Annotated in this window: 21 protein-coding genes, 1 pseudogene and 1 CRISPR repeat array; of the genes and pseudogenes, 9 read left to right on the forward strand and 13 right to left on the reverse strand. The window is 36.8% G+C overall.

The genetic code is table 11. From position 1 onward, the window contains the following. Positions 1 to 109 precede the first annotated feature (109 nt). The 6 genes and pseudogenes from CDG79_RS17775 to CDG79_RS17795 form a co-directional block, all read left to right on the forward strand. Positions 110 to 376 (forward strand): annotated as a pseudogene (locus tag CDG79_RS17775) (magnesium chelatase domain-containing protein); the annotation flags it as partial. 592 nt (positions 377 to 968) lie between these two features. Next, positions 969 to 1,778 (forward strand): TnsA endonuclease C-terminal domain-containing protein, encoded by an 810-nt coding sequence (locus CDG79_RS17780; protein WP_094343308.1) that lies wholly within the window; start codon positions 969 to 971, stop codon positions 1,776 to 1,778. A gap of 63 nt (positions 1,779 to 1,841) precedes the next feature. After that, a complete protein-coding gene (locus CDG79_RS43785; protein WP_223278191.1) occupies positions 1,842 to 2,495 on the forward strand; it encodes a hypothetical protein in 654 nt (217 codons plus the stop codon). Positions 2,496 to 2,559: 64 nt separating this feature from the next. Further along, on the forward strand, positions 2,560 to 4,110 hold the full coding sequence (locus CDG79_RS17785; RefSeq protein WP_223278192.1) for a transposase family protein: 1,551 nt from the start codon (positions 2,560 to 2,562) through the stop codon (positions 4,108 to 4,110). Further along, positions 4,094 to 5,839, forward strand: coding sequence for an ATP-binding protein (locus CDG79_RS17790; RefSeq protein WP_094343309.1), 1,746 nt, complete (start codon positions 4,094 to 4,096; stop codon positions 5,837 to 5,839). The genes CDG79_RS17785 and CDG79_RS17790 overlap by 17 nt, the downstream gene beginning before the upstream one ends. A 5-nt stretch (positions 5,840 to 5,844) precedes the next feature. Next, a complete protein-coding gene (locus CDG79_RS17795) occupies positions 5,845 to 6,801 on the forward strand; it encodes a TnsD family Tn7-like transposition protein (RefSeq protein ID WP_094343310.1) in 957 nt (318 codons plus the stop codon). A 705-nt stretch (positions 6,802 to 7,506) separates the two neighbouring features. On the opposite strand, the gene cas5 is transcribed toward CDG79_RS17795, so the two are convergent. From cas5 to CDG79_RS17820, 5 genes are all read right to left on the reverse strand, one after another. Beyond that, on the reverse strand, positions 7,507 to 8,139 hold the full coding sequence (gene cas5 / locus CDG79_RS17800) for a type I-MYXAN CRISPR-associated protein Cas5/Cmx5/DevS (protein WP_094343311.1): 633 nt from the start codon (positions 8,137 to 8,139) through the stop codon (positions 7,507 to 7,509). 4 nt (positions 8,140 to 8,143) lie between these two features. After that, entirely contained in the window at positions 8,144 to 9,115 is a 972-nt protein-coding gene (locus CDG79_RS17805; protein ID WP_094343312.1) for a DevR family CRISPR-associated autoregulator, read from the reverse strand. A gap of 40 nt (positions 9,116 to 9,155) precedes the next feature. Continuing rightward, on the reverse strand, positions 9,156 to 10,760 hold the full coding sequence (gene cas8a1, locus CDG79_RS17810; protein ID WP_094343313.1) for a type I-MYXAN CRISPR-associated Cas8a1/Cmx1: 1,605 nt from the start codon (positions 10,758 to 10,760) through the stop codon (positions 9,156 to 9,158). Beyond that, positions 10,733 to 11,425 (reverse strand): type I-MYXAN CRISPR-associated protein Cas6/Cmx6, encoded by a 693-nt coding sequence (gene cas6 / locus CDG79_RS17815; RefSeq protein ID WP_094343314.1) that lies wholly within the window; start codon positions 11,423 to 11,425, stop codon positions 10,733 to 10,735. Before cas6 ends, cas8a1 begins: the two co-directional genes overlap by 28 nt. Before the next feature lie 881 nt (positions 11,426 to 12,306). Further along, a complete protein-coding gene (locus CDG79_RS17820) occupies positions 12,307 to 13,530 on the reverse strand; it encodes a hypothetical protein (protein WP_094343315.1) in 1,224 nt (407 codons plus the stop codon). A gap of 3 nt (positions 13,531 to 13,533) precedes the next feature. Between CDG79_RS17820 and CDG79_RS17825 the strand changes: the two genes are divergently transcribed. After that, positions 13,534 to 13,716: a hypothetical protein gene (locus CDG79_RS17825; protein WP_094343316.1), complete on the forward strand. Its 183-nt coding sequence runs from the start codon at positions 13,534 to 13,536 to the stop codon at positions 13,714 to 13,716. On the opposite strand, the gene CDG79_RS17830 is transcribed toward CDG79_RS17825, so the two are convergent. The 8 genes from CDG79_RS17830 to CDG79_RS45510 all read right to left on the reverse strand — a co-directional run bounded on the left by CDG79_RS17830 (position 13,713) and on the right by CDG79_RS45510 (position 20,070). Next, positions 13,713 to 13,997 (reverse strand): hypothetical protein, encoded by a 285-nt coding sequence (locus CDG79_RS17830; RefSeq protein ID WP_094343317.1) that lies wholly within the window; start codon positions 13,995 to 13,997, stop codon positions 13,713 to 13,715. The genes CDG79_RS17825 and CDG79_RS17830 overlap by 4 nt on opposite strands. Beyond that, positions 13,990 to 14,301: a hypothetical protein gene (locus CDG79_RS17835; RefSeq protein WP_094343318.1), complete on the reverse strand. Its 312-nt coding sequence runs from the start codon at positions 14,299 to 14,301 to the stop codon at positions 13,990 to 13,992. The genes CDG79_RS17830 and CDG79_RS17835 overlap by 8 nt, the downstream gene beginning before the upstream one ends. Positions 14,302 to 14,556: 255 nt before the next feature. Continuing rightward, the gene (locus CDG79_RS42450) at positions 14,557 to 14,778 is read right to left on the reverse strand and encodes a hypothetical protein (RefSeq protein ID WP_189525033.1); all 222 of its coding nucleotides are present in this window, start codon (positions 14,776 to 14,778) and stop codon (positions 14,557 to 14,559) included. 201 nt (positions 14,779 to 14,979) lie between these two features. Next, positions 14,980 to 15,258 carry a CRISPR-associated endonuclease Cas2 gene (cas2, locus tag CDG79_RS17845; protein WP_094343319.1) on the reverse strand — a complete coding sequence of 93 codons (279 nt, stop codon included), beginning with the start codon at positions 15,256 to 15,258 and terminating at the stop codon, positions 14,980 to 14,982. After that, positions 15,259 to 16,251 carry a CRISPR-associated endonuclease Cas1 gene (gene cas1, locus CDG79_RS17850; protein ID WP_094343320.1) on the reverse strand — a complete coding sequence of 331 codons (993 nt, stop codon included), beginning with the start codon at positions 16,249 to 16,251 and terminating at the stop codon, positions 15,259 to 15,261. Positions 16,252 to 16,297: 46 nt separating this feature from the next. Next, positions 16,298 to 16,561: a CRISPR-associated protein Csx18 gene (gene csx18, locus CDG79_RS17855; protein WP_094343321.1), complete on the reverse strand. Its 264-nt coding sequence runs from the start codon at positions 16,559 to 16,561 to the stop codon at positions 16,298 to 16,300. A gap of 297 nt (positions 16,562 to 16,858) precedes the next feature. Continuing rightward, positions 16,859 to 17,344: direct repeats of the CRISPR family, unit length 36 nt; unit sequence GTCGCTTCTCCAATGAGAAGTGGAATTAATGGAAAC. A gap of 145 nt (positions 17,345 to 17,489) precedes the next feature. Continuing rightward, the gene (locus CDG79_RS17865) at positions 17,490 to 19,565 is read right to left on the reverse strand and encodes a WYL domain-containing protein (protein ID WP_094343323.1); all 2,076 of its coding nucleotides are present in this window, start codon (positions 19,563 to 19,565) and stop codon (positions 17,490 to 17,492) included. Positions 19,566 to 19,866: 301 nt separating this feature from the next. Further along, complete coding sequence (locus CDG79_RS45510; RefSeq protein WP_442946220.1) at positions 19,867 to 20,070, reverse strand: hypothetical protein; 204 nt, start codon at positions 20,068 to 20,070, stop codon at positions 19,867 to 19,869. Positions 20,071 to 20,139: 69 nt separating this feature from the next. Here CDG79_RS45510 and CDG79_RS17870 point away from each other — a divergent pair, with 69 nt between their 5' ends. Beyond that, positions 20,140 to 21,471, forward strand: a complete 1,332-nt coding sequence (locus CDG79_RS17870) for a Cas10/Cmr2 second palm domain-containing protein (protein WP_143855507.1) — start codon at positions 20,140 to 20,142, stop codon at positions 21,469 to 21,471. Further along, positions 21,456 to 22,448 carry a CRISPR-associated protein gene (locus CDG79_RS17875; RefSeq protein WP_094343325.1) on the forward strand — a complete coding sequence of 331 codons (993 nt, stop codon included), beginning with the start codon at positions 21,456 to 21,458 and terminating at the stop codon, positions 22,446 to 22,448. Before CDG79_RS17870 ends, CDG79_RS17875 begins: the two co-directional genes overlap by 16 nt. Position 22,449 lies beyond the last annotated feature (1 nt).

The raw sequence follows: 22,449 nt of genomic DNA on the forward strand, positions 1-22,449 counted from the left end.
CCATTCCCCTTTACCTATTTCGATCGGAAAATCGTCCCTGTAATTTCACTAATGCCAATCTACCCAGACATCTGCTAGAGATTTGAAAGGTTTACTACTATATTAAGAAATGCTTGCTAGAGTCTGGAGTGCATCAATTGTGGGCATCGATGCCGTCAAAGTAGGCGTAGAAGTCGATGTCTCAGGGGGATTACCGGGAATTGTTGTCTTGGGACTACCAGATTCAGCGATTCAAGAATCAAGAGAAAGAGTCAAAGCAACGCTGAGAAATGCAGGTTTCGCTTTTCCCATGCGAAAAATTGTGATCAATTTAACTCCGGCAGATTTACGCAAAGAAGGCCCCTGTTTCGATTTGCCTATTAGCGTCGGAATTTTGGTGTAATGAAATAAAAAAGTTGGATAATAATTTTAAAAGTTGGATAATAAACAAAAAGTTGGATAATAAGTCTGAAAGCTTTTCCATATAAGGGAAAGTAAAAACTTGCCTGCCGCCACCTTGTCGAAACCGATGGTAAGATGGGAAGGATTGCAAGTCACAGTAAATTGCACTCATATACCTTAAAAACCTGAAGAATTGCAGCCCATAGAACAACTGTGATGAGATAACCAACTTGGATAATAATTCTAAAAGTTGGATAATAAACCAAAAAGTTGGATAATTAAGTCTTAGACAAAAAGTAGTCAGAAAAAACCATCAAACCCCTATGCAGATAGAGTTTGGCGTCGTTAAGCCTAGTTTATTGATATAGCTAAGTTTCAAGCATTTTTGAGCCTTTAGTGTTTTTTCCTTGCCCTGCAAGGACTTGAGGCTTGTTTTTGCCTCAAAAAGGTTTAAGTCCCGATAGTAGTGATTCAGACGCTCTCTACTCCTGCGGTGACAAAATTAAAAAGTTAAACAATAAGCCTAAAAGCTTTACGATATAAGGAAAAGTATTAGAAATTGCTTTTTTTTAGATGGGCTTTATTTTATGAGTAAAGGATGGACTTTAAGCACGATTGATCGCAGATTGAACAATCAACGTGGGCTGGGTGTTGGCAAACAGTATAAACCTTGGCTAACAGTAAGAGATCAATCCTCTAGTGGCCGGTCTGCTAGAGAACCTGGTTGGAAAACTGGTAGAGTGCATCATTTCCACTCAGACCTCGAAAGATATGCATTTTATATGTATGAGTTCTGGGATCAAGTATTAGATATCAGAGAACAATTTCCTATGTTCGATGTAGAACTGGCTATGACAATAGCAAAGGAACAGGGAATGCAAAACTTCAGAGATCCAAAAACTAAAGTTCCTTATATTTACACAACTGATTTCATGCTTACGATGAACCTTCATGGGCAAGAAGTCAATGTTGCTCGTGCAGTTAAGTCTCACCAACAGTTAAATAAACGATCTGTTCGCAATAGGTTGTTATTGGAACAACGCTATTGGGCTGCTAAAGGAATTGAATGGCAATTAGTTACAGAGCAAGTAATATCAAAAGTGTTTGCTAAAAATGTAGAGTGGGTTCACAATGCATACTGGCTAGAACCAACCAGGGATTTGAATATTTCAGAGCTACTAGAACTAGCAAAAGTTTTAAAATTAATGCTGAGAGATAATGATAGTACTGTAACCAAAATAACAACTAGGCTAGACAAAGAAAATGATATAGAACGTGGAACATCGCTTTACTTGTTTAAGTATTTAGTTGCTAAAAAAGAAGTAATTATGGATATGTTTGAAACTCAAATTTTTAAATCTCCTTCAACTCGATTAATTAAAAAAATTGTTTTTTAAAATATAATATATTAATTGCAATTATTAATACAATTAATACAGCAATACATAGGAGGTAATTAAATGGAAGAAAACCTATATGTTAACGATTTAATTGAATGGGAATTAGATTCAGGGAATAAAGTATTAGAAAGAATTCTTTGGATTGATGAAGATTATACTATTGCTTTTTTAATAGATGTTAATACAAATAAAGGATTACCAAAACTAAAGAAAGTTTCCGAAATTGTAGAAGAAATTTCTAATAGATTAGCTTTTAAACAAAGAGTAGATCCCTGGGCACGGGTAATTCGTGAGGAAGATTTACGGGATACTGAAAAAGTAATTAGAGATAAAGCATGGAATATTATTTCGGAGCTTGTTCTAGAGGAACCATTAATTTATGAGAGAAAAGCTCGTGGGTCATTAGTTCAGGATGCCATCGGTAAATATAACGCAAGAGAAGACAACAATAAATTAATTCCTAAAACCGTCTATGGATACCTGAGAAAATTTTGGCAAAGAGGTAAAACTAAAAACTCTCTAATTCCTGATTATATTAATTGTGGTGGTAGAGGTAAAACTAAAGCATATAGTGAAGTTAAAAGAGGAAAACCTAGAACTTATAAACACATTAATGAAATTGGTGAAGGCATAAATATTACGGAAGAAGATAAAAGATGCATCTTGATAGGAATAGATAGGTACTATAAAAAAAAAAAAAAAAATATCTCTTAATCAAGCATATAAATTAACTTTAAAAGATTTTTATACTTATGAAGATTATATTGAGAACGGAAAATTGAAATTCAATTTAATACCCAGAAGTCAACAGCCTACATATACACAGTTTAAATATTGGTATAATATTGAATTTGAACAGGATGTTAAAACAAGTATTATATCTAGAAAAGGTTCTAAGGCTTATGCTTTAAAGCATAGACCCATTTTAGGAACGTCAAAAAGCGAAACCCCTGGGCCAGGTTCCAGGTATCAGATTGACGCTACAGTCGTAGATGTTTTTTTACGTTCTGTTTATAACATCAATTGGATAATAGGGAGGCCTATTATCTATGTAGTTATTGATGTTTTTAGCCAGATGATAGTAGGTGTATATGTTGGTTTGGAAGGCCCATCTTGGATAGGAGCAATGATGGCTCTAACTAATGTAGTAACTGATAAAGTTAAATTCTGCAAAGAATATGGTATTGAAATTTCTGAGGATCAATGGCCTTGTAAGGAGCTTGGAGATTGTATTTTAGGCGACCGAGGTGAACTAATAGGAATGCCACCAGAGGATACATTAAGCCCTAATTTATATATTCGCATTGAAAATGCAGCATCTAAGCGAGGGGATTGGAAGGGGCTAGTAGAAAGTCGCTTTCATATTTTACATCATGAAACTAAACCATTTATACCGGGTTTTGTTGATCAAGAACTAAAGCAAATGACAGGAATAGATTACCGTCTTAGAAGCAGACTAAATATTGATAGTTTTACTGGAATTGTTATTAATCTGATTATTTCACATAACAATCGTCGTCATAATAGATATCAAAGAGATACAGATATGATCGCTGATGATGTACTTCCTATACCGACAGAACTATGGAAATGGGGAATTGTAAATCGTTCTGGCAGGTTGAAATCTTATGATGAAGATGTGGTTAAACTCAATCTGTTACCCATTATCAAGGCAACTATCACTTCCCAAGGTATCAAACTAAATGGGAAATTGAATAATTTGTTCAAACTTAAAGGTAATTATTTGTACTACACTTGTGAAAAAGCAGAAAAAGAACAATGGTTTACGAAAGCAAGAAGTGGTTTACTTACTCAAGAAGAAAAATCTATAGCTGTTTCTTACGATATCAGAAAACCTAATTTTATTTATTTACCTTCTCGAGATGGTAGAAGCTTTGAAAAGTGTTCGCTTATAGATCCAGAAGAAATATACAGTAATAAAAGCTTTTATGACATTGATTATAAGCTTACTAAAGAAGATGTAGAAAAACAGGAAACACAAGGAGAAGAATTACAAAAAGAAATTGATGTTACTGTAGATATCGAAAATATTGTTAATACTGCTGAAGATAATTTCAAACTAGACCAAGATAATACTATTACTAAAACACAGCAGATAGCTAAGATTGGAGAGAATAGAAAAAATGAAAAAAATCAAAGAAGAGAAGATGAAGGGTTTGAGCTACAAAGAACACAAAGTGAATCTATTTCCGATTCCAAAGATGAAGTACAAACTAAAGATACAAGTTCTAACAAGTTATTAGTACCAGACTATAGTAATATTCTCGAGCAAAATCGGGAGGGCCGTAAACGTGGACGAAGCAATTAATTTTAAAATATATCATGAATGGGATTGGAAAGCCCTGCCTAATGGTGGATTAATAGCTATAGCACGATATAGGCAACATAAACATACAGAATATAATCTAAACCCCTTAATACAAACCCTTCCTGAAATTATTTCTAATCAAGAATTTCTTAACAAAGTAACTTTGGAACCTGATTTATCTGATGAAGAGATAATAGGGGAAGCACATGATAGATTTCATTGTGTTGAAAGATTATCTGATTTTTATTTTGAGCCATTAGGTAAAACTGTATCATTATATCGTTTAGTCTCTACATTAATTATGCGGGGCTATTTACACCGTAATCCTTTGGTTTCAGAATATGCAAAGCGTTCAAGAGAAATTAATGAAGCTGTGCAAGACGGTAATGGAACAAACATATTAAAATATATCAGTCTTCGCATATCGGCTTCAGCTTTAACATTAATCGGCCCTTCAGGGATGGGTAAGTCAACAGATATTAAGCGTATACTTTCTCTTTATCCACAGGTAATCGTTCACCCAAACTATAAGATTTATCAGGTTGTTTGGGTCAAAGTTGACTGTTCTTCCATTGGCTCTTTGAAGGGATTATGTAGCGATATATTTTTTGCTTTAAGCAGAATCTTAAAAGATGAAAAATACCAAAAATATGCTGTCCCAAGAAACTCTGTAGATTATATGCTGGCTGAACTTGCACAAGTAGCTAACACTATTAATTTAGGAGTATTAGTTATTGATGAAATGCAAAATCTTGCAAATACAAAAACAAATGAAAACGATATATTAAATTACTTAGTTGATTTGAGCAACACTATAGGAGTACCTATAATTCGCATTGGGACACCAGAAGCCAAGCCGATTCTAATGGGGAATTTTAGAAATGCACGAAGAGGAGGAGAATGTATTGAGTGGCATAGGCTAACTAGAGCAACTAATAAACAAGATGATTCCTGGAAGAAAACAGATTTTTATTACCTTATAACAGGATTGTGGGTTTATCAATGGACAAAGACATCTGTTAAATTTGAAAAGGAATTTTATGATACTTTTTATAATTGTAGTCAGGGGATTATTGATATTACCATTAAGCTTTACAAAATGGTTCAGTGGAAAGCAATAGCGATTGGTGGTGAAGAAGAGATTAGCGTAGAATTGATCAATAAAGTTGCCGCAGAAGGCTTGATTTTAGTCCAGCCTATGCTGGATGCTATTCGTTCAGGAAAGCAAGAAGATATTGAAAAGTATAAAGACATTGCACTACCTGATGAATATGTCACAAATTATAGAGAAAAATGTATATCTGAACTAATAGGGAGACAACAACAAGAAATTCGTGACTCGGTACGGAGGCAGCAGGGCAGAAAAAGCATTTTACCAAAGGTACGTGCGATAACAACGGAACTACTGAAAACTGAAAAGTTAGGGTTAGATTTTGATAAAGCTATAGAATATGCGGAAAAAGTTGTAAATTCCAGCAAGGAAGATAACGATATTTTGACATTAATCAAAAAGGCTCAAATTCTTGCTTTGGATGGTGATTCAGTAAAGACAAGTAAATCTCAAGAAAGCATACAGAGTAAATCTAGTTCAAAACCAGCAACTAATAAAAAACGGCAAGCAGCAAAAAAAACAAATAAAAAACAAAATTTAAGTGGCAATTCTCAATCGGATGAAGGATTGGAGACACTTAATCAATTCATCTCAGATGATATAACTAAAATTCAGTAATAATTATGCTGAATGGTTTTCCTCGAATTTATCCTGACGAACTTTTATATAGTGTGATTGCTAGATATCATATTAGAAACGCTTACAAAAGCTTTCACCAATCAGATATGGAATTATTTGGATATGCATCGCAACAAATTTACAGAGTTGTTTTACCCTGCAATCTAAATCATTTAGTCAGAGAAATACATTTGCATTTATTCTACGAGCTAAATATAAATGATTTAATTTATCATCATACCTTATACCCATTTTATGCAAGTTTTTTACCTCCACAGGAAGCATGGCTACTCAAAAATTATATGGAGCAAAAAGCTAATGTTTCCCTTTCTGAAATATTAAAATGTCCTCGAAATAATAAAGAAGAAGCAAAAACATTTTTAAAATTTTGTCTTTACTGTATAGAAGAAGATACACAAAAGTATGGAGAACCTTATTGGCATAGATTTCATCAAGTCCCTGGCGTAATTGTTTGTCCCATTCATCGAATAGCTTTGAATAATAGTTTAGTATCAATAGAAACGAAAGAAATACATTATCATGCTCCAAGTGACGATAACTGCCCACTTAACACCAGCACAACAATTTACAATGATGCAACTCTACAAAAACTATTAGTATTTGCTAATAATATTGAGTGGCTGATTAATAATAATTTCACTTTTAAAGGTTTATCCTGGCTTCGCAGTCACTATAAGACTTATTTAACTAATAAAAACTTTATAACGGTATTCTCTAAAGATAAATTTATATTTCATGAGCAAGAATTTTATAATGCAGTGTTGACATATTATGGACAAGAATTTTTAGAAGCCATTAATCCAAAAATAATAAAAAATCCAGAAAAATATTTTAGTAATTGTCTACTTGCCTGTGACGTTAACCCAGTAATCGACCGCATTATACATATATTAATAATCAAATTTTTAGCTAATTCTATTGAAGATTTTTTTAAAGCATAATAGTTAGCTCTTTAGTAAAGAACTAACTATTATGCTAAACGCCTAAAGACATCTTATATTGAAAAGCTAAATCAGCAGGAGTGAACTTAATCACAATTTTCCGTTTATAAACGCCTAAAGGCAATCTAATATTGAAGCAGGGCAATAGTTGCCAGTTACAATTTACGATCTCTCTCGTGATCAACGCCTAAAGGCAATCTAATATTGAAGCAGGCATAACAATAATCAGGGATTGCGATCGCAAGAACGTGATCAACGCCTAAAGGCAATCTAATATTGAAGCAGTACTTTGCCAGTGTTCCAGAAATGATAAAGGCTTTGTGATCAACGCCTAAAGGCAATCTAATATTGAAGCAGGGTAATCCCTAAACTTATTGATTCATAACTATCTCCAGGTAAGATTACAAGCACCTACCGCAAAACATCTCGAAATTGACACAGTGAAATGGTTTAGCCCCTTATTTCAAGCCTAAAAAGCTTATCCTGTAGTCTTTCTAGAGATTGCAAGCACCTTAACTCAGCTTGAAACTGCTGAATACTGCATTTAGCAAGGAACACAGACGCTTTATCCTCTTGTCCTGACTCTACAAACAGGTATCCTTGCAAATATCTGACATTCTCTCTTGTTGATTGAAACAATACACCTCTCAAAAATTTTTTGTATTGGGCAAGGTAATATGAGATGTAATTGGAGATGAATATTATCTAAGCTGTCTGGATTACAGTCCACGATAATTCAGGTGGTTGCCGCCCCAAGGATTTTTGCAGCATATAACGCTGCCATCGTGTTCCCTGTGACCCAACGTGGTCAACCCAATAAGGTAGAGTTAGCAAACCCTCTTCATTTTGAACTAACCACTCAAACGACTCGCCTTCATATTTTTCAGAAAAGAAGCTAACAGAATTAACTAGATCGCGGCTCTCTCCCAAGCACAGTCCACCAAAACGATTAATAGAAGCAGGGTTAGTCAATGCCAAATGTAGACGTTCTGGCAAAGTTGGTTTTGATTTATCTGTACCTGCAATAATCCAAACAACAAATTCGATATTAGTCAATAATTCCTGATAATCAGGTTTAATATTGCTAGGATCGTTGATATCCAGTTTTTTGAATCGATGAAACTTCCGAATTACCGTAGATTTTTTAGGTTCAGAGAGGAGTGCAATTGCTAACTGAGTTCCACAGTGCGTATAACGATTCATCTCGCCAATCATAGAAAGCAACATCCCATACACTGTAGATGGTGGCGGTACTGGATAGGTTTCCACATACTCCCTGGCGCGAGATTGGCGAAAGCAAGCTACAGGTACTTCAACTTTCAAAGCAATTGTCGTCATGTTCTTAGCTCCTCAAAGCCAACTGCAAATCTTCTGCTATAACCTGTTTTAATGCTTCTACTAGGGCTTTCACTCCTGGAAAGACATTTGCTCCTAAATCTTCTAGAGTCTTGGATATAGCTCCTCCTATCCATAATTCTTTTGGATCAATATCTCCAGCTTCGACACGTCGAACTAAATCTGGAACTGTGATATTTCTTCGTTCATCTTCTTCAAAGCAATATAGAAAACGAGGCGAAGAATCATGTGTCCACCGCAGTACTATACTTTCAGGGGAGAAATCATACAAAAAACGAGCATGATTTCCCGCCACTTCACCAATAGAAATCAAGCCATCTAAGACAGCATGGATGCGAGATTTATCTTTAAGGCTATCAGGTGTCAATGCAAAACCATATTGATAACGAGTGGCATGAATCTCTGTAGCATAAAGAGAATTTCGGTTTTTAATTCCACTAACAGCATTAAAGGTAATGTCTCCCATAAAGGGTATCATTGATACTGCACGAGTAACTTCTAATACACCTCGTCTAGCAGTTATTTTACCTTTAAGCTTTTGCTGGCCTTTACGTCGAGAAGTTTGCTTATCCTTACCCTTAGAATTTTTTTTATTATTATCTTGAGATGCTCCTTCGGACTCGCCCTCAGACTCATGTGACGCTTCCATTTTTGCTGCTTCTGCCTGCATAAATCCCAAAACATCATCATCAATAAAGCGAATATCATCAAAGTTGTGGTCTTGCATGATATGATTCGCTACTGGTTGAGCATTCTCATCCCAACGTCTATTTACCAGATAGCCAAAATTTTGCCAATAGTACCGTAATGCCCAACGAATCGCCTCAGATGAAACCGTAGTGTGAACTTCACCTTTCCAATCTAATTTTTGTAAAGGGGTTACATTACCTTCATTATCCCCCCGATTATTAGCTGCGGTTCCGTAACTAGTCAAAATATTGCCGAACAAATGGAACATTTAAATTTTCCTAAATCGATTGTTATTAATCACATAGTCCCTATATATTTGATTCTGTTGTTTTGATTTTTGGATAACTAGCAAGAGCAATAAAAGTTAAATCCTTGGCTATTTTCCAATCCATTATTCCTGAAGTTATGGATAGTATTTCATCTAGATGTTCTTGCAAAATTGGATTATGTCCTGTTTTTCCCCAAAACTCTGCAATAAATTTTCGGAAATTTACAGCATTTGTACAACGCTTTAGCTGAGATACAATGCGGATATTTTCTCTTTCAATTTGAACATATTCATCTTCCTTAGTTCGAGCATAAATTTTCGCATATCTTATTTTTAATGTTTCATGAACACATTTGATGAATAGTTTTTGAGTTTCTATATCCCATTGGGAATTAGATATCATTTTGTAGATTCCTTGATTATCATCATTACTGAGTTCCAATAAATAATTATCTTGAACCTTTGTAGATAAATTAAACCACCAAGGCAGGCTGTTTGCTAAATTGTCTGCAATTATTCCTCTAAGTATATTTGCAATAATAGGTGTTTCATTTTTAGATTTAAAATTTTGGTAGTTTGGAAAAAATATGCAACTGAGTTTATAAACTGAATTAACTGTTTCACTTGCCTGCAAAAATGCTGTTTCTGTACGAGTTTTTTGCTGCTTTGACCAAGCAGCCTTTCCAAATAATATTACCAGGCATCGTTCTACTGGATTAAATGCAGTCTGTTGTACATTTGTTTCATAAGTCAAGAATCTTAATCCTGCATCTCCCAAACTAGATGCATGAAAGTAGTCAAAATCTAAGTCAGTTAAATTCCAACAATGTTGAGCATAAGCTTCTAAGTCAGTTACTTGGGGTATTACTAAGATAAAATGAGGCTTTTCCCGTTCCAAGTGAGATCCCAAAACGAAATACTGACAAGCAACAGGAGCAAATAACAGTGCTAAAGCCAGTTCCGGTTTTTCATGAAACTTAGTTTCTTCACGAAAAACCTCATGACGAATTACTGCTCCCGGATAAAGCCAACCTACTATACCTATTGGCTCTTGTAAAAGCTGACCTTGTTTGTTGCATAGGTGTTTTGCGAAAACTTGGTGTGCATATTCATCTACCTTTTTATAAAGGACAATAGCTTCCATTTCATCAATTAACACTGTAGATACGTTACCAGCGGATTTAAAAGACTTGTTATGCTGAAGAAACGTTCCTCTTATTCCTAGATGCTTAATTATTTTGGTTTGAATATTCCCTGTTTGAGAATTTACCCCAGGCAGGTCAATTAAACCCTCATCACTAATTTTAAATGATTGCTTCAGTAACCAGTCTAAAACTATGAAATCTTCTTCTCCATCCCAGTCAAGACTTATAGAATGAGGAGTCCGTGACCAAGTTAAATTACTAGGACGCTTTGCAGATTCAGGATATAGTTTTTCTAGTTGTCCTAGTGTCATCCATAATCCTGCTACTCCCGCAATGTGTAATCTAGTTAAGCTCGGATCACTTAGATTTAATCGTATTCTCGATTTAACTGAGCTCTTCGCTATAGACATACTATGATGCTTTCTAAAACATTTTTTTGAAATACAATTAAATTTTTCCTGATTTCTAATAATTATTTTAGTGGAACGAAAAACCCACATCCCATTTTATGCTTTCCACCAATACTATATGCTTGTAAGATTAATGAATCTTCCTCACTAAGATGCTTTACTTCTAATCCGAATCCCACTAAAGTAGATTCTTTAACTTTAATAGTTCTACGTTTTGGAGTTCCATCAAAATTAGCTTGAATATTAACCGTTCCTTTAATCCCTAGTTGTTCTATTTGGCGCTGTGCTACTTTTAAAAAACTCCTGGGTTCTTGGCAACGTTTAATAATGACTATACGTGAACGCAATTTTTCTGTAGGCTGAAGTAGCTCAATTTGAGGAATACTTAATCTAATAGTATCTTCACCAATTCTGAGTGATTTTCCTGCCAGCGAATAAAATAATGGTATTTTATCCACAGGTAGGCGAATCCGTAATCTAGAATTTTGGTTGAGATGAAGTTTACCAAACTTATCAGGATTACCTGTAATACGACAAATTCTTACTACTTTTGAATCATGGAGTTTAGGTTGAAACTTAGAAATTCCAGAATACAAGTGATAGCAATGATCTATTGCTATAATCTGACCAATTGCTCTAAAACTTAAATCTGCATATATAAGCTGAAGCTGGCAGGTTAAAAATTCTTTTCTATTGGTGCAGGCTAAAGTTTCTTTATAGCAGTTATCAACAGTTAGCCTGTAATCTATTGCCATGTATTTTCCTTTTTTAAAATTCTAAAATCATTTGTTCCTTCAGACTACGCTGGCATATTTCAATTTATCTGATAACAGATATATTAAATGCATATTACATTTTTAATTTCTTAGCCAATGTTTAATTTCTTCTATCCCTGGCGGCTCTAGGCTTATCTAGCCCATATATACAGTACGATCAACAGGATTTATCGCTACTGTGACCCAAGGACGTACAATCTGACCATTATTGTCAACTATAGAAATATCCATACAACATCTGTCTACTATGTAAGAGGTTGTTTGAAAATATTTAGGCATCAAGATATTCCTCTATTTATTTAGATTAATAACAAATTAGAACAGCTATCCTTTATTTAAAATTAGAAATTTTACTGAATTTAATTAATTTTTTGGTAAAATTAATTAAATTCTACGGTTATCATTTGATCATAAAATAATACACCCAGGTTGTAATATTTTTTCAATTAATCCAACCAACGTAATAGTCTATATTAGTTAATAGTCTATAAAGCTATAACCGTTGCTAAATAAGCTTTACATGGCTTACGCTTATATAATTTATTATATATTTTTATGATTATTGATAATAATATACATCATAAAGTTTCCAAATGAAATCTTTTAATTTGTACATTTTTTAGTATTGAAAATATTTACTGCAATAAAACAATTTTTCTATCAAGTATTAGAAGTAAAAGAGTTGACAAAAAATAATAATCATGATTTATGCAAGGTAAGAAATGATTTAAATTTACACTACTGACATCAGATCCTTATCCAATAAGCATTTGAGCAATCTCAATTTGATAGTACTATCAGAAAAGTTGCATTATTTTCCTGTCTTAAGTATTAGGATTATTACAGACTATTAACTTAGCCTAAGTTAACTTTATACTCAGTGTTTGTTCAACTGATTTTAATGCTGATTGTATATCTGCGTTCAAAGCATCTGCCTCAGTTTGAATAGTACTTACACTCTTACTGACTTCTGCTAGGGATTTTTTGATAGTCCTGATACGTCTCAAAGCTGTGCGGATTTGTTGAATCTGTTGTTCAACAGCAGTCACATCCAGTTCTGATTCAAAGGTACGCAATTTATTTAACCTTTGCTGGATCACCAAAAAGCGGATAGCAATGATTAAAAATGGATGGGTTGTAGCAATCCAATAACCCGACTCAGAAACTCCCTCTGCCCAATCACCAATTTCCTGCGCTAATCCTTCACGCGAATAACTTAAAAAAATTGCCGAATTTGCAGAACGCCGCACCATTGCTGACTGTAAATGTTGAGTGATTGCTTGGCGACCAAAAGGCTTTGAGGGTCGTTTCCTAGCTTCAATCACTATTGACAGTTCAATTACAGCTAACGATTTACTGGTGAACTTTAGGAGAATATCGCCAGTATCCCCATCACGACCAATATGCTCCACCTCTACTCCACTCAATTTTGACCAATTTCGTAGTTCGACAACCACTAACTCTTCATAGCTGATGCCTTTAGCAGTTGTCTGCTCAAGTACTTGTTGTGTCACCTGTTGATCTCGAATTTCCCTGGTCAGTTTTTCCACTTGTTCGGTTAATGGTTTCACAGACTCAGAAACCACATCTTTAACTGCCGCAGCCAAAGTACCATTTTCCTTTGTGGCATTTATTAATGCTGCTTTAAATGCGCCTTGAATTGAATCAGAGCGTTTGGCATCTAAGAGTTGACGTAATGAAGAGAGAAAGCGGCCAACAACAGAAGTTTCTCTGGCAGGATCTATTTCTTGTGTAAGTAAAGTGCTGACGCTATTGAGTTTTTCAGTGAGGATGGCTGAAGTCAGATTAATTTGATTTTGTAGTGGAGCTAATAATTGGCCATTATCTATCCCTACTTGACTAATTAATTCCTGCTGGAAAGACTCTGCAATTACCTTGACTGCCTGTTGAAACTCCACCAACAAGGATTCCATCTGTTGCTTGATTAATTCGTTGCCATGACGAGTTTGAGCAGTTTGCAAGCAAAGAAATCCTAACTCAAAAGCATCCCGGCAAATATCCTCATATTCTGACTGAGGAAATTGTTGTAAGTAGCTGATGGCATTTTTGAGAGGGATTGCCATGCGATGAATCAAGACATGGCTTTGGGTCAATTCAATACTGGAGGGCAGGTAATAGGAGTCATTGGTGGAACGGTTCATGGAACAGTGGGTAGGCTGGTGACGATAAATTGCACCCTACTACCTATTTTTTATGTCAGTCAAGGTGATGAAGAAAAGTTTTGTCAATTTGCAAAACTGAAGGATTAATTCGGTGGTGGAGAATTATGCCACTGTTCCAACAGAGGATTAATTACTTCGGCGTTGGTGAAAAGAAAATCAGCCACAGCCATAATTCTCTGATAAGGTAATCCAGCTTCTCGGCGGCTGGCTTGTCCACCCAACCAGTGATAAGCCGTAGATTTAGAGATGGCACAGATTTTTGCTAATTCTTCGTAACCCAATCCCCAACGATAGCTAAAATCTTGGGGGGACATGAACATTTGGTTATGCAATTCTAGCAACTGCTGATGTTGTTGAGCTTCAGACATGATTGCCTTGAAGCCTTTCCAAGAATGAGTTATCCAAGGGTTCGATATCTTCCTCAAAAGCGAAGTCGCAGCTACAGGTGTCACGAGAGGGACTGCGCTCATCTAAAAGAACCAAGTAATGTAAGCCAGTGGCAATGCAACTGGCTTGTTGGGTGTAGATTACTCCAATGACACGACCATAGTCACCGTTGGGTACTTGAAACCATCGCACCCATTCACCGAGATGAAATCTCTGCTGGGGTAATTCGTTGGGAATTACTTCTGGCATTGCTACTGGCGGTATTTGAGGAAAAATATTAGGCATAAAAATCTACTTAGTTGCAGATTAACCAAGAACAGCAAAGATCAGAAAGAATTCCGTTTTGTAAACGGAAATTTTCCAGCATGGTGAACAATAGTTATCCACGCCAAGCTTAAAATCTCACCTGTTTTTCTTTGATCAGCAAACTAAACCCTCTCGGCTTGATTGCAAGTCAATACTAGGGTTGGTTGTTATGATCAATCACATCTTACTCGTTTTTGATGGTAAATTCTATATGTACACATAGAAATTTATGATTTACTTGTGTTTCTTGTAGGGTGCTACTGCTGATACTTGTTCTAAAAGCTCTGTAATCGCTGGTTGAATTTCCTCTAGCCTGATGGCTATAAGGTTAATGGTATGAGCGACTTCGAGAATTTGTAGCACTGTATCAGGTCGTTTCTCAAATTGAGAACCCCAGTTCTTATCGATTGTTTGGTACGAATAGACCCCAAAGGTTGCTTCTGTGAGCGTTCGCACGCACGCAGTTCTATACCCCCTTTTTTCTGGCTTTGGGCTTTTAACGTACAAACGGCAGTATTCCATTGGTTCCATTGACGGTTTATTCTGATTACGTCAATTAATGATTTTGTCGCCTCTAGTACCGTAAATAATACTCATTCATTATGGTAATAATTTAAACTAATTTTCCTTCTCTCAGAGTGACCGAAGAGGAGTAAATCAAATAATAGTTGAACCTGGTAGTTCTGTAACTGGTAGTTCTCCCCAAGTTTCAATTTGGTTAAACGTATGCCGGCTGAGGGGATAAAACCGCACGCTGTCTTCTGAAACTTTCACTTGTTTATGGAGTCTTTTTCGCAGTTCATTATATTTATTTTGGTCAAGAACACATTCAAATACTGAATATTGTACTCGTTGGCCATATCCTTCTAATAAATCAGACACTTTTTTGCGTCTTTTATCGCAAGGTATGTCATATACTATTACATAAAATAGCATTCAACGAATTTCATAAGGCTTATAGAGTTTGCTAGGCTGATAAACGAATTCTTTAAAAGATTTAATTTGCTGTGTCATTAAATCCCAACGAGGTTGTTTTTCTCCCTGAGAATTTTGTACTTCTTCTGACAAACGTTGTAAAAAATATTTAATATATTTTGGGCGACCAGAGTTATTCAGATAGCAACCTCCATCATGATATTCAAAATCGTTTTGAGTATCCATGACTTTGCTATTGATTAACCAAAGTACCAGGGAATCAATAATTGGGGCGCGAAATTCTTCAATTAAATCGGAAGCAAGAGCAGCATGACGTTCTGTGCCTTGATGTAAGCAAGCGTGATAAGGGTCTAATCCCTGAAGTTCAATTATTGTTAATAGGTGATTCCAAAGAATTTGGTATCCAAAACTCAGCATGGCGTTGACTGGATTTCCTGGTGGGCGGCGGCTACGCGCTAAAAATATAAAATTGGGATTATTTAAACACTCACCAAAGGCTGAAAAATATTGTGCTGCGCCAGCACCTTCTAATCCCATCAATCGTTCTATTGTTTCAGCTTCTCCTGATTTTTGACCCAGAACTTCTAAACTTTTGATGGCAATTTCAGCGGTTTCGGAAGGATTGCGCCGTTGCTGTCGCAGTAAAAATGTCCGGCTATTTTTCAGTTTGACTTGGACAATTTTTCTAGCTGCTAACAAGCGTTCGATTGCTGTTAATTGTTGCTGATAACGAGATAATTGACGATACCCTCGTTCAATTGGCATGAGCCGACCATAGCAGTATCCCATGCGGGATAGGTAGGCAATGGGTATATCTCGCCATAGACAAGTACGAATTGCCTGAGTAGTGATTTGAGATTTACCAAATATTAGTATTTGTTCCAGCAATGGTAATTGTACTTCGCCGTGAATAGTTTCTCCTTGTTTAATGATTAGGGTTTCAGCTTTGAGGCTGATATAACAACCTTGTCGGGAAACGTAGAGTGTCCGCATAAAATTTCAAGACAATATCAAAGGAAAACGGTTAAAATGTTGTTAGTTATTTTTTGTTTTCTTTGGTCACTTGTGAGTGTTGGGAAATGATTTCAGCTTGCAACGTTTTCATTTGGGATGGTTGCAAAAAATTCACTACAGCATCACCTGCTGTAGCGTTGACAAAGCTGGCGACGGCGATCAAGATTGTATTGATGATTACTGCTGCTAGCCCCAAAGGTGCTATTAACAGGATAATTAGAGTGATAGCACCGTTGAGTAAGGCTATCCCAAGATTACGGATTAATGCAGCACGCGAAGAAATATACATAAATATGATGTTTGATGATTGTTTGTGTTTTCTCTATACCTTAAAATTAGGGGCTGGTTTTAGACTTTGCTAGTGGTTTCATGCGAATGACAAATTTACTAAGTTTTTTTACTTTCTCTGCGGCAGGGTCGGCAAAACTTGAAAATGCCTATGTTTCCGTTGACCCCGCCGATGTCTTTCTGTACAAGGATTTCAGCGTTTTTGTATTCCCCTGTAAAGGTAAAAATTTCTCTATTCTCCGACCCCGTCGCAAATGGCATCTGGACATCAGACACCATAAGGGTTTAAATAAGAGGGGTCGCTTCTCCAATGAGAAGTGGAATTAATGGAAACAAGGCAGTATTCGTTATTTCTTACCCGAAGGCTGCCCGCGACCTAAGTCGCTTCTCCAATGAGAAGTGGAATTAATGGAAACCATGTATGCAAAATTTGTTTGTATTTTCATTTTTTTTTAGTCGCTTCTCCAATGAGAAGTGGAATTAATGGAAACGGTAAGGATCGCTGGTGCATTGTTTGTCATTTGTTTTGTCGCTTCTCCAATGAGAAGTGGAATTAATGGAAACATGGCTTGCATGCAGGGGATTCAATCACTCTATCAACAGTCGCTTCTCCAATGAGAAGTGGAATTAATGGAAACACAGTTGACCAAGTACCTCCAGCTAATCCACATCCCATGTCGCTTCTCCAATGAGAAGTGGAATTAATGGAAACGTTATTTCAGCAGCACAATAGAATAACTCTCCTAAAGTCGCTTCTCCAATGAGAAGTGGAATTAATGGAAACTCGTCTGTAGCATTCCAATTGAAGTTCCAAATGAAGTGTTTTGCTTGTTGCTTCTCTAATGAGAAGTGGAATTTCCCTAAATAAAAAGGTCGAGATGTAAACATCCTGACCTTTAAAAGTATTTTGGAATATATATTTTTATTTCTTACTGCTGATAAACTTTAAGAATCGCCTCACCAATTCCCTTAACCTTAGCTACCAATTCCTCTGGCTGTACTACCTTAACATTACCGCCAAAACCAACAATCCACCGCAGAAACTCTACATCACCCAAATACCATATAGGCAATACCACGCGAAAGCGATTAGGAAACTGTTTATTTGTGGTTTTCTTTAGGCAGAAAATTGACTTAGGTAACATTAGTCTTCCGCCCTCTACAGGTGGAGACATATTCATTTGTCTTGCAGGGAATCTCTTAGTGCCTTCAGCGATAAATCGGAACATAGCATCGTTAAACCACAGTTCCACTGTAATACAAGCTTGGGAATGTTCTTGCTTATCGTTAGAAAGAAACTTGTGCTGGTCACTGGCGCTATACCCTAAAAAAATCCCTGCGCTAGCAGCAGAAAGCTTCTGTAATTTCTGTAATGATTTTTCCTGTTCCTGTTTAGAACGGAATCTTCCTTGAAATTGACCTACAAACAATCTATCCAAACGCTCAAACCGGAACAATCCTGCATACTTTCCACCTTCACACTCAAAACCTAAATACCACGCTTGGTTACAAAATACGATTTGCAATGGAAATGCTAAAAAAAAACCTTCTTCATCAAGAGCAAATTTACCACCGCCAGGAAAGCGATTTAATTCCAGCAATTGTCCTTTAATTATTGCCTCTTCTAATTGCTGTAAATTCTTAGAAAGGGTATCAGATGGTAAAAACTCTGGTTCAATCATACTACGATTTGTGATCGCCCGTACCGGATACACATTACTTACCCCCAACTTACTTTTTACCATCCGTGTAGCAAATATTTCATAAATCTCCAATGCTACAGGATCATCAAGGCTTTTAGCTTGAGACTGGAGAACATCAAACACTTTAGTTAATTCATGTGTTGATAAAATCGCTGTCCCTGCAAAATACCCATCTCTCAAGGGAAATTCTGGCAATATTTTATAAGGTTTGAGAACCTTTTCAATGTCCTTGCGGACAGTATCTAAACCATCGCCATCGATAATCCCATTTTCCCTGAGTGCAGACACGAGCGTTTGCAAGCTTCCCTTTCCTGTATCTTGCAAAAATGGGTGGTGGAGAATCAAGCGAATTATTTGTATCAACCTCCAAAAGCTATCGCAGTCAGAATAAGGATGAGTTACAAAAGTCGATGGTGTAATAGAGTGATCGGGTGGTACAGTGATGCCAGAAGAAGGGGCAATACTATTGACTCCAATGAGGGAATTTTGTTGTAGCCAGTGTAAGTCAAATTCAATGGCATTTTTATTAGCGTAAGTCGTACCGCATAATTTATCCATGAAGGCGGTAACTTCCTCTAAGGAACTTGCAAACGCAGGAGCATTACCCAAAATACTTTCCAGCAAAGTGTGGTTAGTGGTTTGCAGATTTCCAATTCCTGGATAGCGAATAATTAGAGAAATTAAATGCATTAAGCGCTCAAAATCCAACAGCTTACTGTAACCGTGTAAAGTAATGTGGCGATTACGATTAGCGCGGTTAGTAAGGGTACGAGGAAGCTGCTGGATTTGGGTTGGAATTTGCTGAATGTCGAACTTGGAAGATGTGACATCGATTTCTTTGACAGATGCAAATCCCTCCGCAGCTATTGGCGGAAAGTCTTGGAGAGATTTGTGCATATTCTCAATGATCATGTCTGGAACTTGTCGGGTGCGCTTTTGGTTCCACAACTTGCAAGTTGCAATCGGGGTTTGCAAATGCCACCCCATCCACAAAACCTCTTCCCGATGCTCTGCAAGGCAAGCAACAGATGAATTTAGCTCTTTTAACAAATCCATCCGCCATACACGCTTGGCATTGGTAGCGTCATAGATTACGGAATCACCTTGAGCTATTGCATCAGCAATCTCAGAAATTACTTTTTCTTCTATATGACTCCACTCACCCTGGATACTTGCATTACCATAGAGTTTTTGGCGAATTGCATCAGTGGAGACAATGCGATAATTCCCCAATTTTGCTAACTCGACCGCGAAGGTGGTTTTCCCACTACCGGGGATACCGATGAGGAAGTGACAGATCATCAGGAGTTCAAGACTAAAAGTTTTTCTACTTTAACTTTTAACTGTTATTTGTTTGTTGTCTAGGCTTTTCAAGCGAATGACGACGGTATTAATTAAGGGTTGAATTAATTTAGCTTCTCAAACACAGAGAAGCGAAGTAATGGCATTGTTTTGCATTAATTCCGATTTAACCCAATCGGTAGGGTCAACGTTACGGTTAATGGTGGCAAGACGGAGGTAACCGTTTCCATTAATTCCGATTTAACCCAATCGGTAGGGACATGGTTTAGCCTATGCGCTGATAAGTAATTACTTGTTTCCATTAATTCCGATTTAACCCAATCGGTAGGGAAATTTTGCTCCGGCTCTTATTGCTTTGATGATTGTTGGTTTCCATTAATTCCGATTTAACCCAATCGGTAGGGTTGCTGGTGAAGTTGTGGCAAAGAATGTGTAAAGTTTCCATTAATTCCGATTTAACCCAATCGGTAGGGTTAAGAATGTGTATCGGCACGCAGATGGTCACTTGGTGTTTCCATTAATTCCGATTTAACCCAATCGCATTCTTATTAAGGGAGTATTTTCAAAATCAGAGGTGGAAAAAACCTTATTGTCCGCATGGAAGGGAATGTTGAAGGAATGTCGGTGCTGGATAGAGGAGAAATTACCTGACTATACATACTACTGGGAGAGGGAGTGGGCAAATTGGGGAAACCACGCCTGGGAAATTTTTTGGGGAGAAGGCGACAGTATTCAAGCGGCGATGGATGATTTAGAAACCCGCAAACTTTGCCGTGGGTGGACTGCTGTCAACTGGATTGGGGAGAGTTCTAGTTTAACAGGTACGGATGGAATTGCATTTCCCGGATTAGGTGGAGAAGCACGAAATCCTAAAAATCGCCAGTGGACTATAGAAAAAGACGATATTAAAATCTTCTATAAACGCCTTGCTTGTGTATTAGAAAATCGTTCTCAAGATACAGAACCAGAAGGTAAGTTTTTTGCACTCAATGAAAAATTAAGTATTCCCGAATTAGTGAAACGTTTAGTCACGCTGCCAGAAATTGCCAACAATTTAGGGATGTCTAAACTAGAAAGCTTCAGCGAAATTTATAGAGGCCCCGAAGCCAAAAATGAGCAAGGTAAAGGACGCTGGACAGGTTGGTTTATGGGTGATGGCGATGAAGTTGGGAAACACCTAAAGGAAATAGCAGACTTAGAAAATGGTGATGATGAACTGAAAAAGTTTAGTCAAGCGATGCGTCACTGGGGGAAAGACTTTAGCAGAGACTTCCCCCAAGAAATCGGTCGGGTAGTTTATGCAGGTGGAGACGATTTTTTAGGTGTAATTTATCGAGACAAGGATCAAGAAGCGATTACAGCCCAGCAAGCTGTTGCATGGTTAATTACATTACCCAAAATTTGGGAAAGACATGACCAAAAGATAGGCTTAAGCGTCGGATTTGTTTGGGCAGGTTCTAGCGTCCCTCAAAGAGATATTTTACAACATTGTCGTGAAGCAGAAAAGCTAGCTAAATCTTCAGGGCGTGGGCGAGTCACCATCAGAATTGTCTTTAACAGTGGTCAATATGTGCAATGGACTTGTCCTTGGGATTATTTAAATATTTTGACCAAGTATCAAGACAGAGAGAAAAAAGCCAACTGGAGTCACATTTATCAAGATTTAGCTCAATTAGAATCCCGACGTGCTTTTAATCTTGATAAAAAGAGCTTTGTCGAAAAATTCGCTATTGAATTCTTTGACATTTACTTTCCAGGTGAAGGCAAAGAATTACTAAATTATGAACGTGCTAAACATCTTGTGGGTTTTGATGATGAAGATGCTCCTTATGATAGAGCAAAAGCCACAATTGATTGGATTAGCAATTTAATTAAAGTAGGCTGGCATTTATGTTCAAATACCTAATTACTATTCGTCCCTTGGGATTAATGTATGGAAGTGCAGGTGCATTTCTTTCACCAGAAAATCTAGTGGGTCGTTCTGGTGCTAAATTCCCTCCAGAAGCCGCGACACTCTCAGGTTTAATGTTTAGCGTTAACAAGACAACAGAAAAGTTTACTCAAAGTGAGTTGAGTACTAACCTATGTGTTGCAGGCCCATTTTGGGCGAAATACAACGAAAGACAAAATTTTTATATTCCTATCCCTTGGCATAAAATAATTGCCAAAAAAGCCGTTGATGAGTGGCAATTAAAGGATGATAAATGGGAGCTAGAAAATAAAAGCGAGAAACTAGAACCAGATTATCGTTGGCAAACGATAGATTCTTGGGGGACTCCAGCTAAAGCAATCAGGACTAATGAATATAAATCTGTTGCTGATAATCCTTGGAAATACGTTTCTTTTTTGCATCCCAAAATTAAAGCAACTGAGCGGTGTGTAGAAAACTCCGACGGACTTTTTCTAGAAAATTCTGTCCAAATGGCAGACGATACCTGTTTAGTTTATCTATCAACATATCCTATAGAAAACGGCTGGTATCGTTTTGGTGGTGAAAATCACGTTGTCGAAATAGAATGTGAGGACATCAAAAATAAGAAATTTTTAAATCTATTAAATCAGCCAATAGAACGTACCTTTGCCTTAATTACACCAGCTACATGGGGTTCTAACCGTTTCTCTCACCGCCATCCTCAACATGAGAGCTTTCCCCAGACAGTAGAGATGCTAACAGATAAACCAGTACCCTACCGTTACCGCGCCAAAGGGAATTTAGGAAGGGGACGTTACGCGGTTCCGGCTGGTAGTGTTTATGTGCTTGCAGAACCTTTAAACAAACCTTGGTGGTCATGGGATGAAGCATGGTTTCCCAAAGAAGGTTACAGCCTTAAACGTGTAGGATGCGGTTTATGTTTGCCAACAGAAATTAAAGGAGTCGCCTAAA

The sequence above is a fragment of the Nostoc sp. 'Peltigera membranacea cyanobiont' 232 genome (genome assembly GCF_002245985.1).
In the GTDB taxonomy this organism is placed as follows: Bacteria; Cyanobacteriota; Cyanobacteriia; order Cyanobacteriales; family Nostocaceae; genus Nostoc.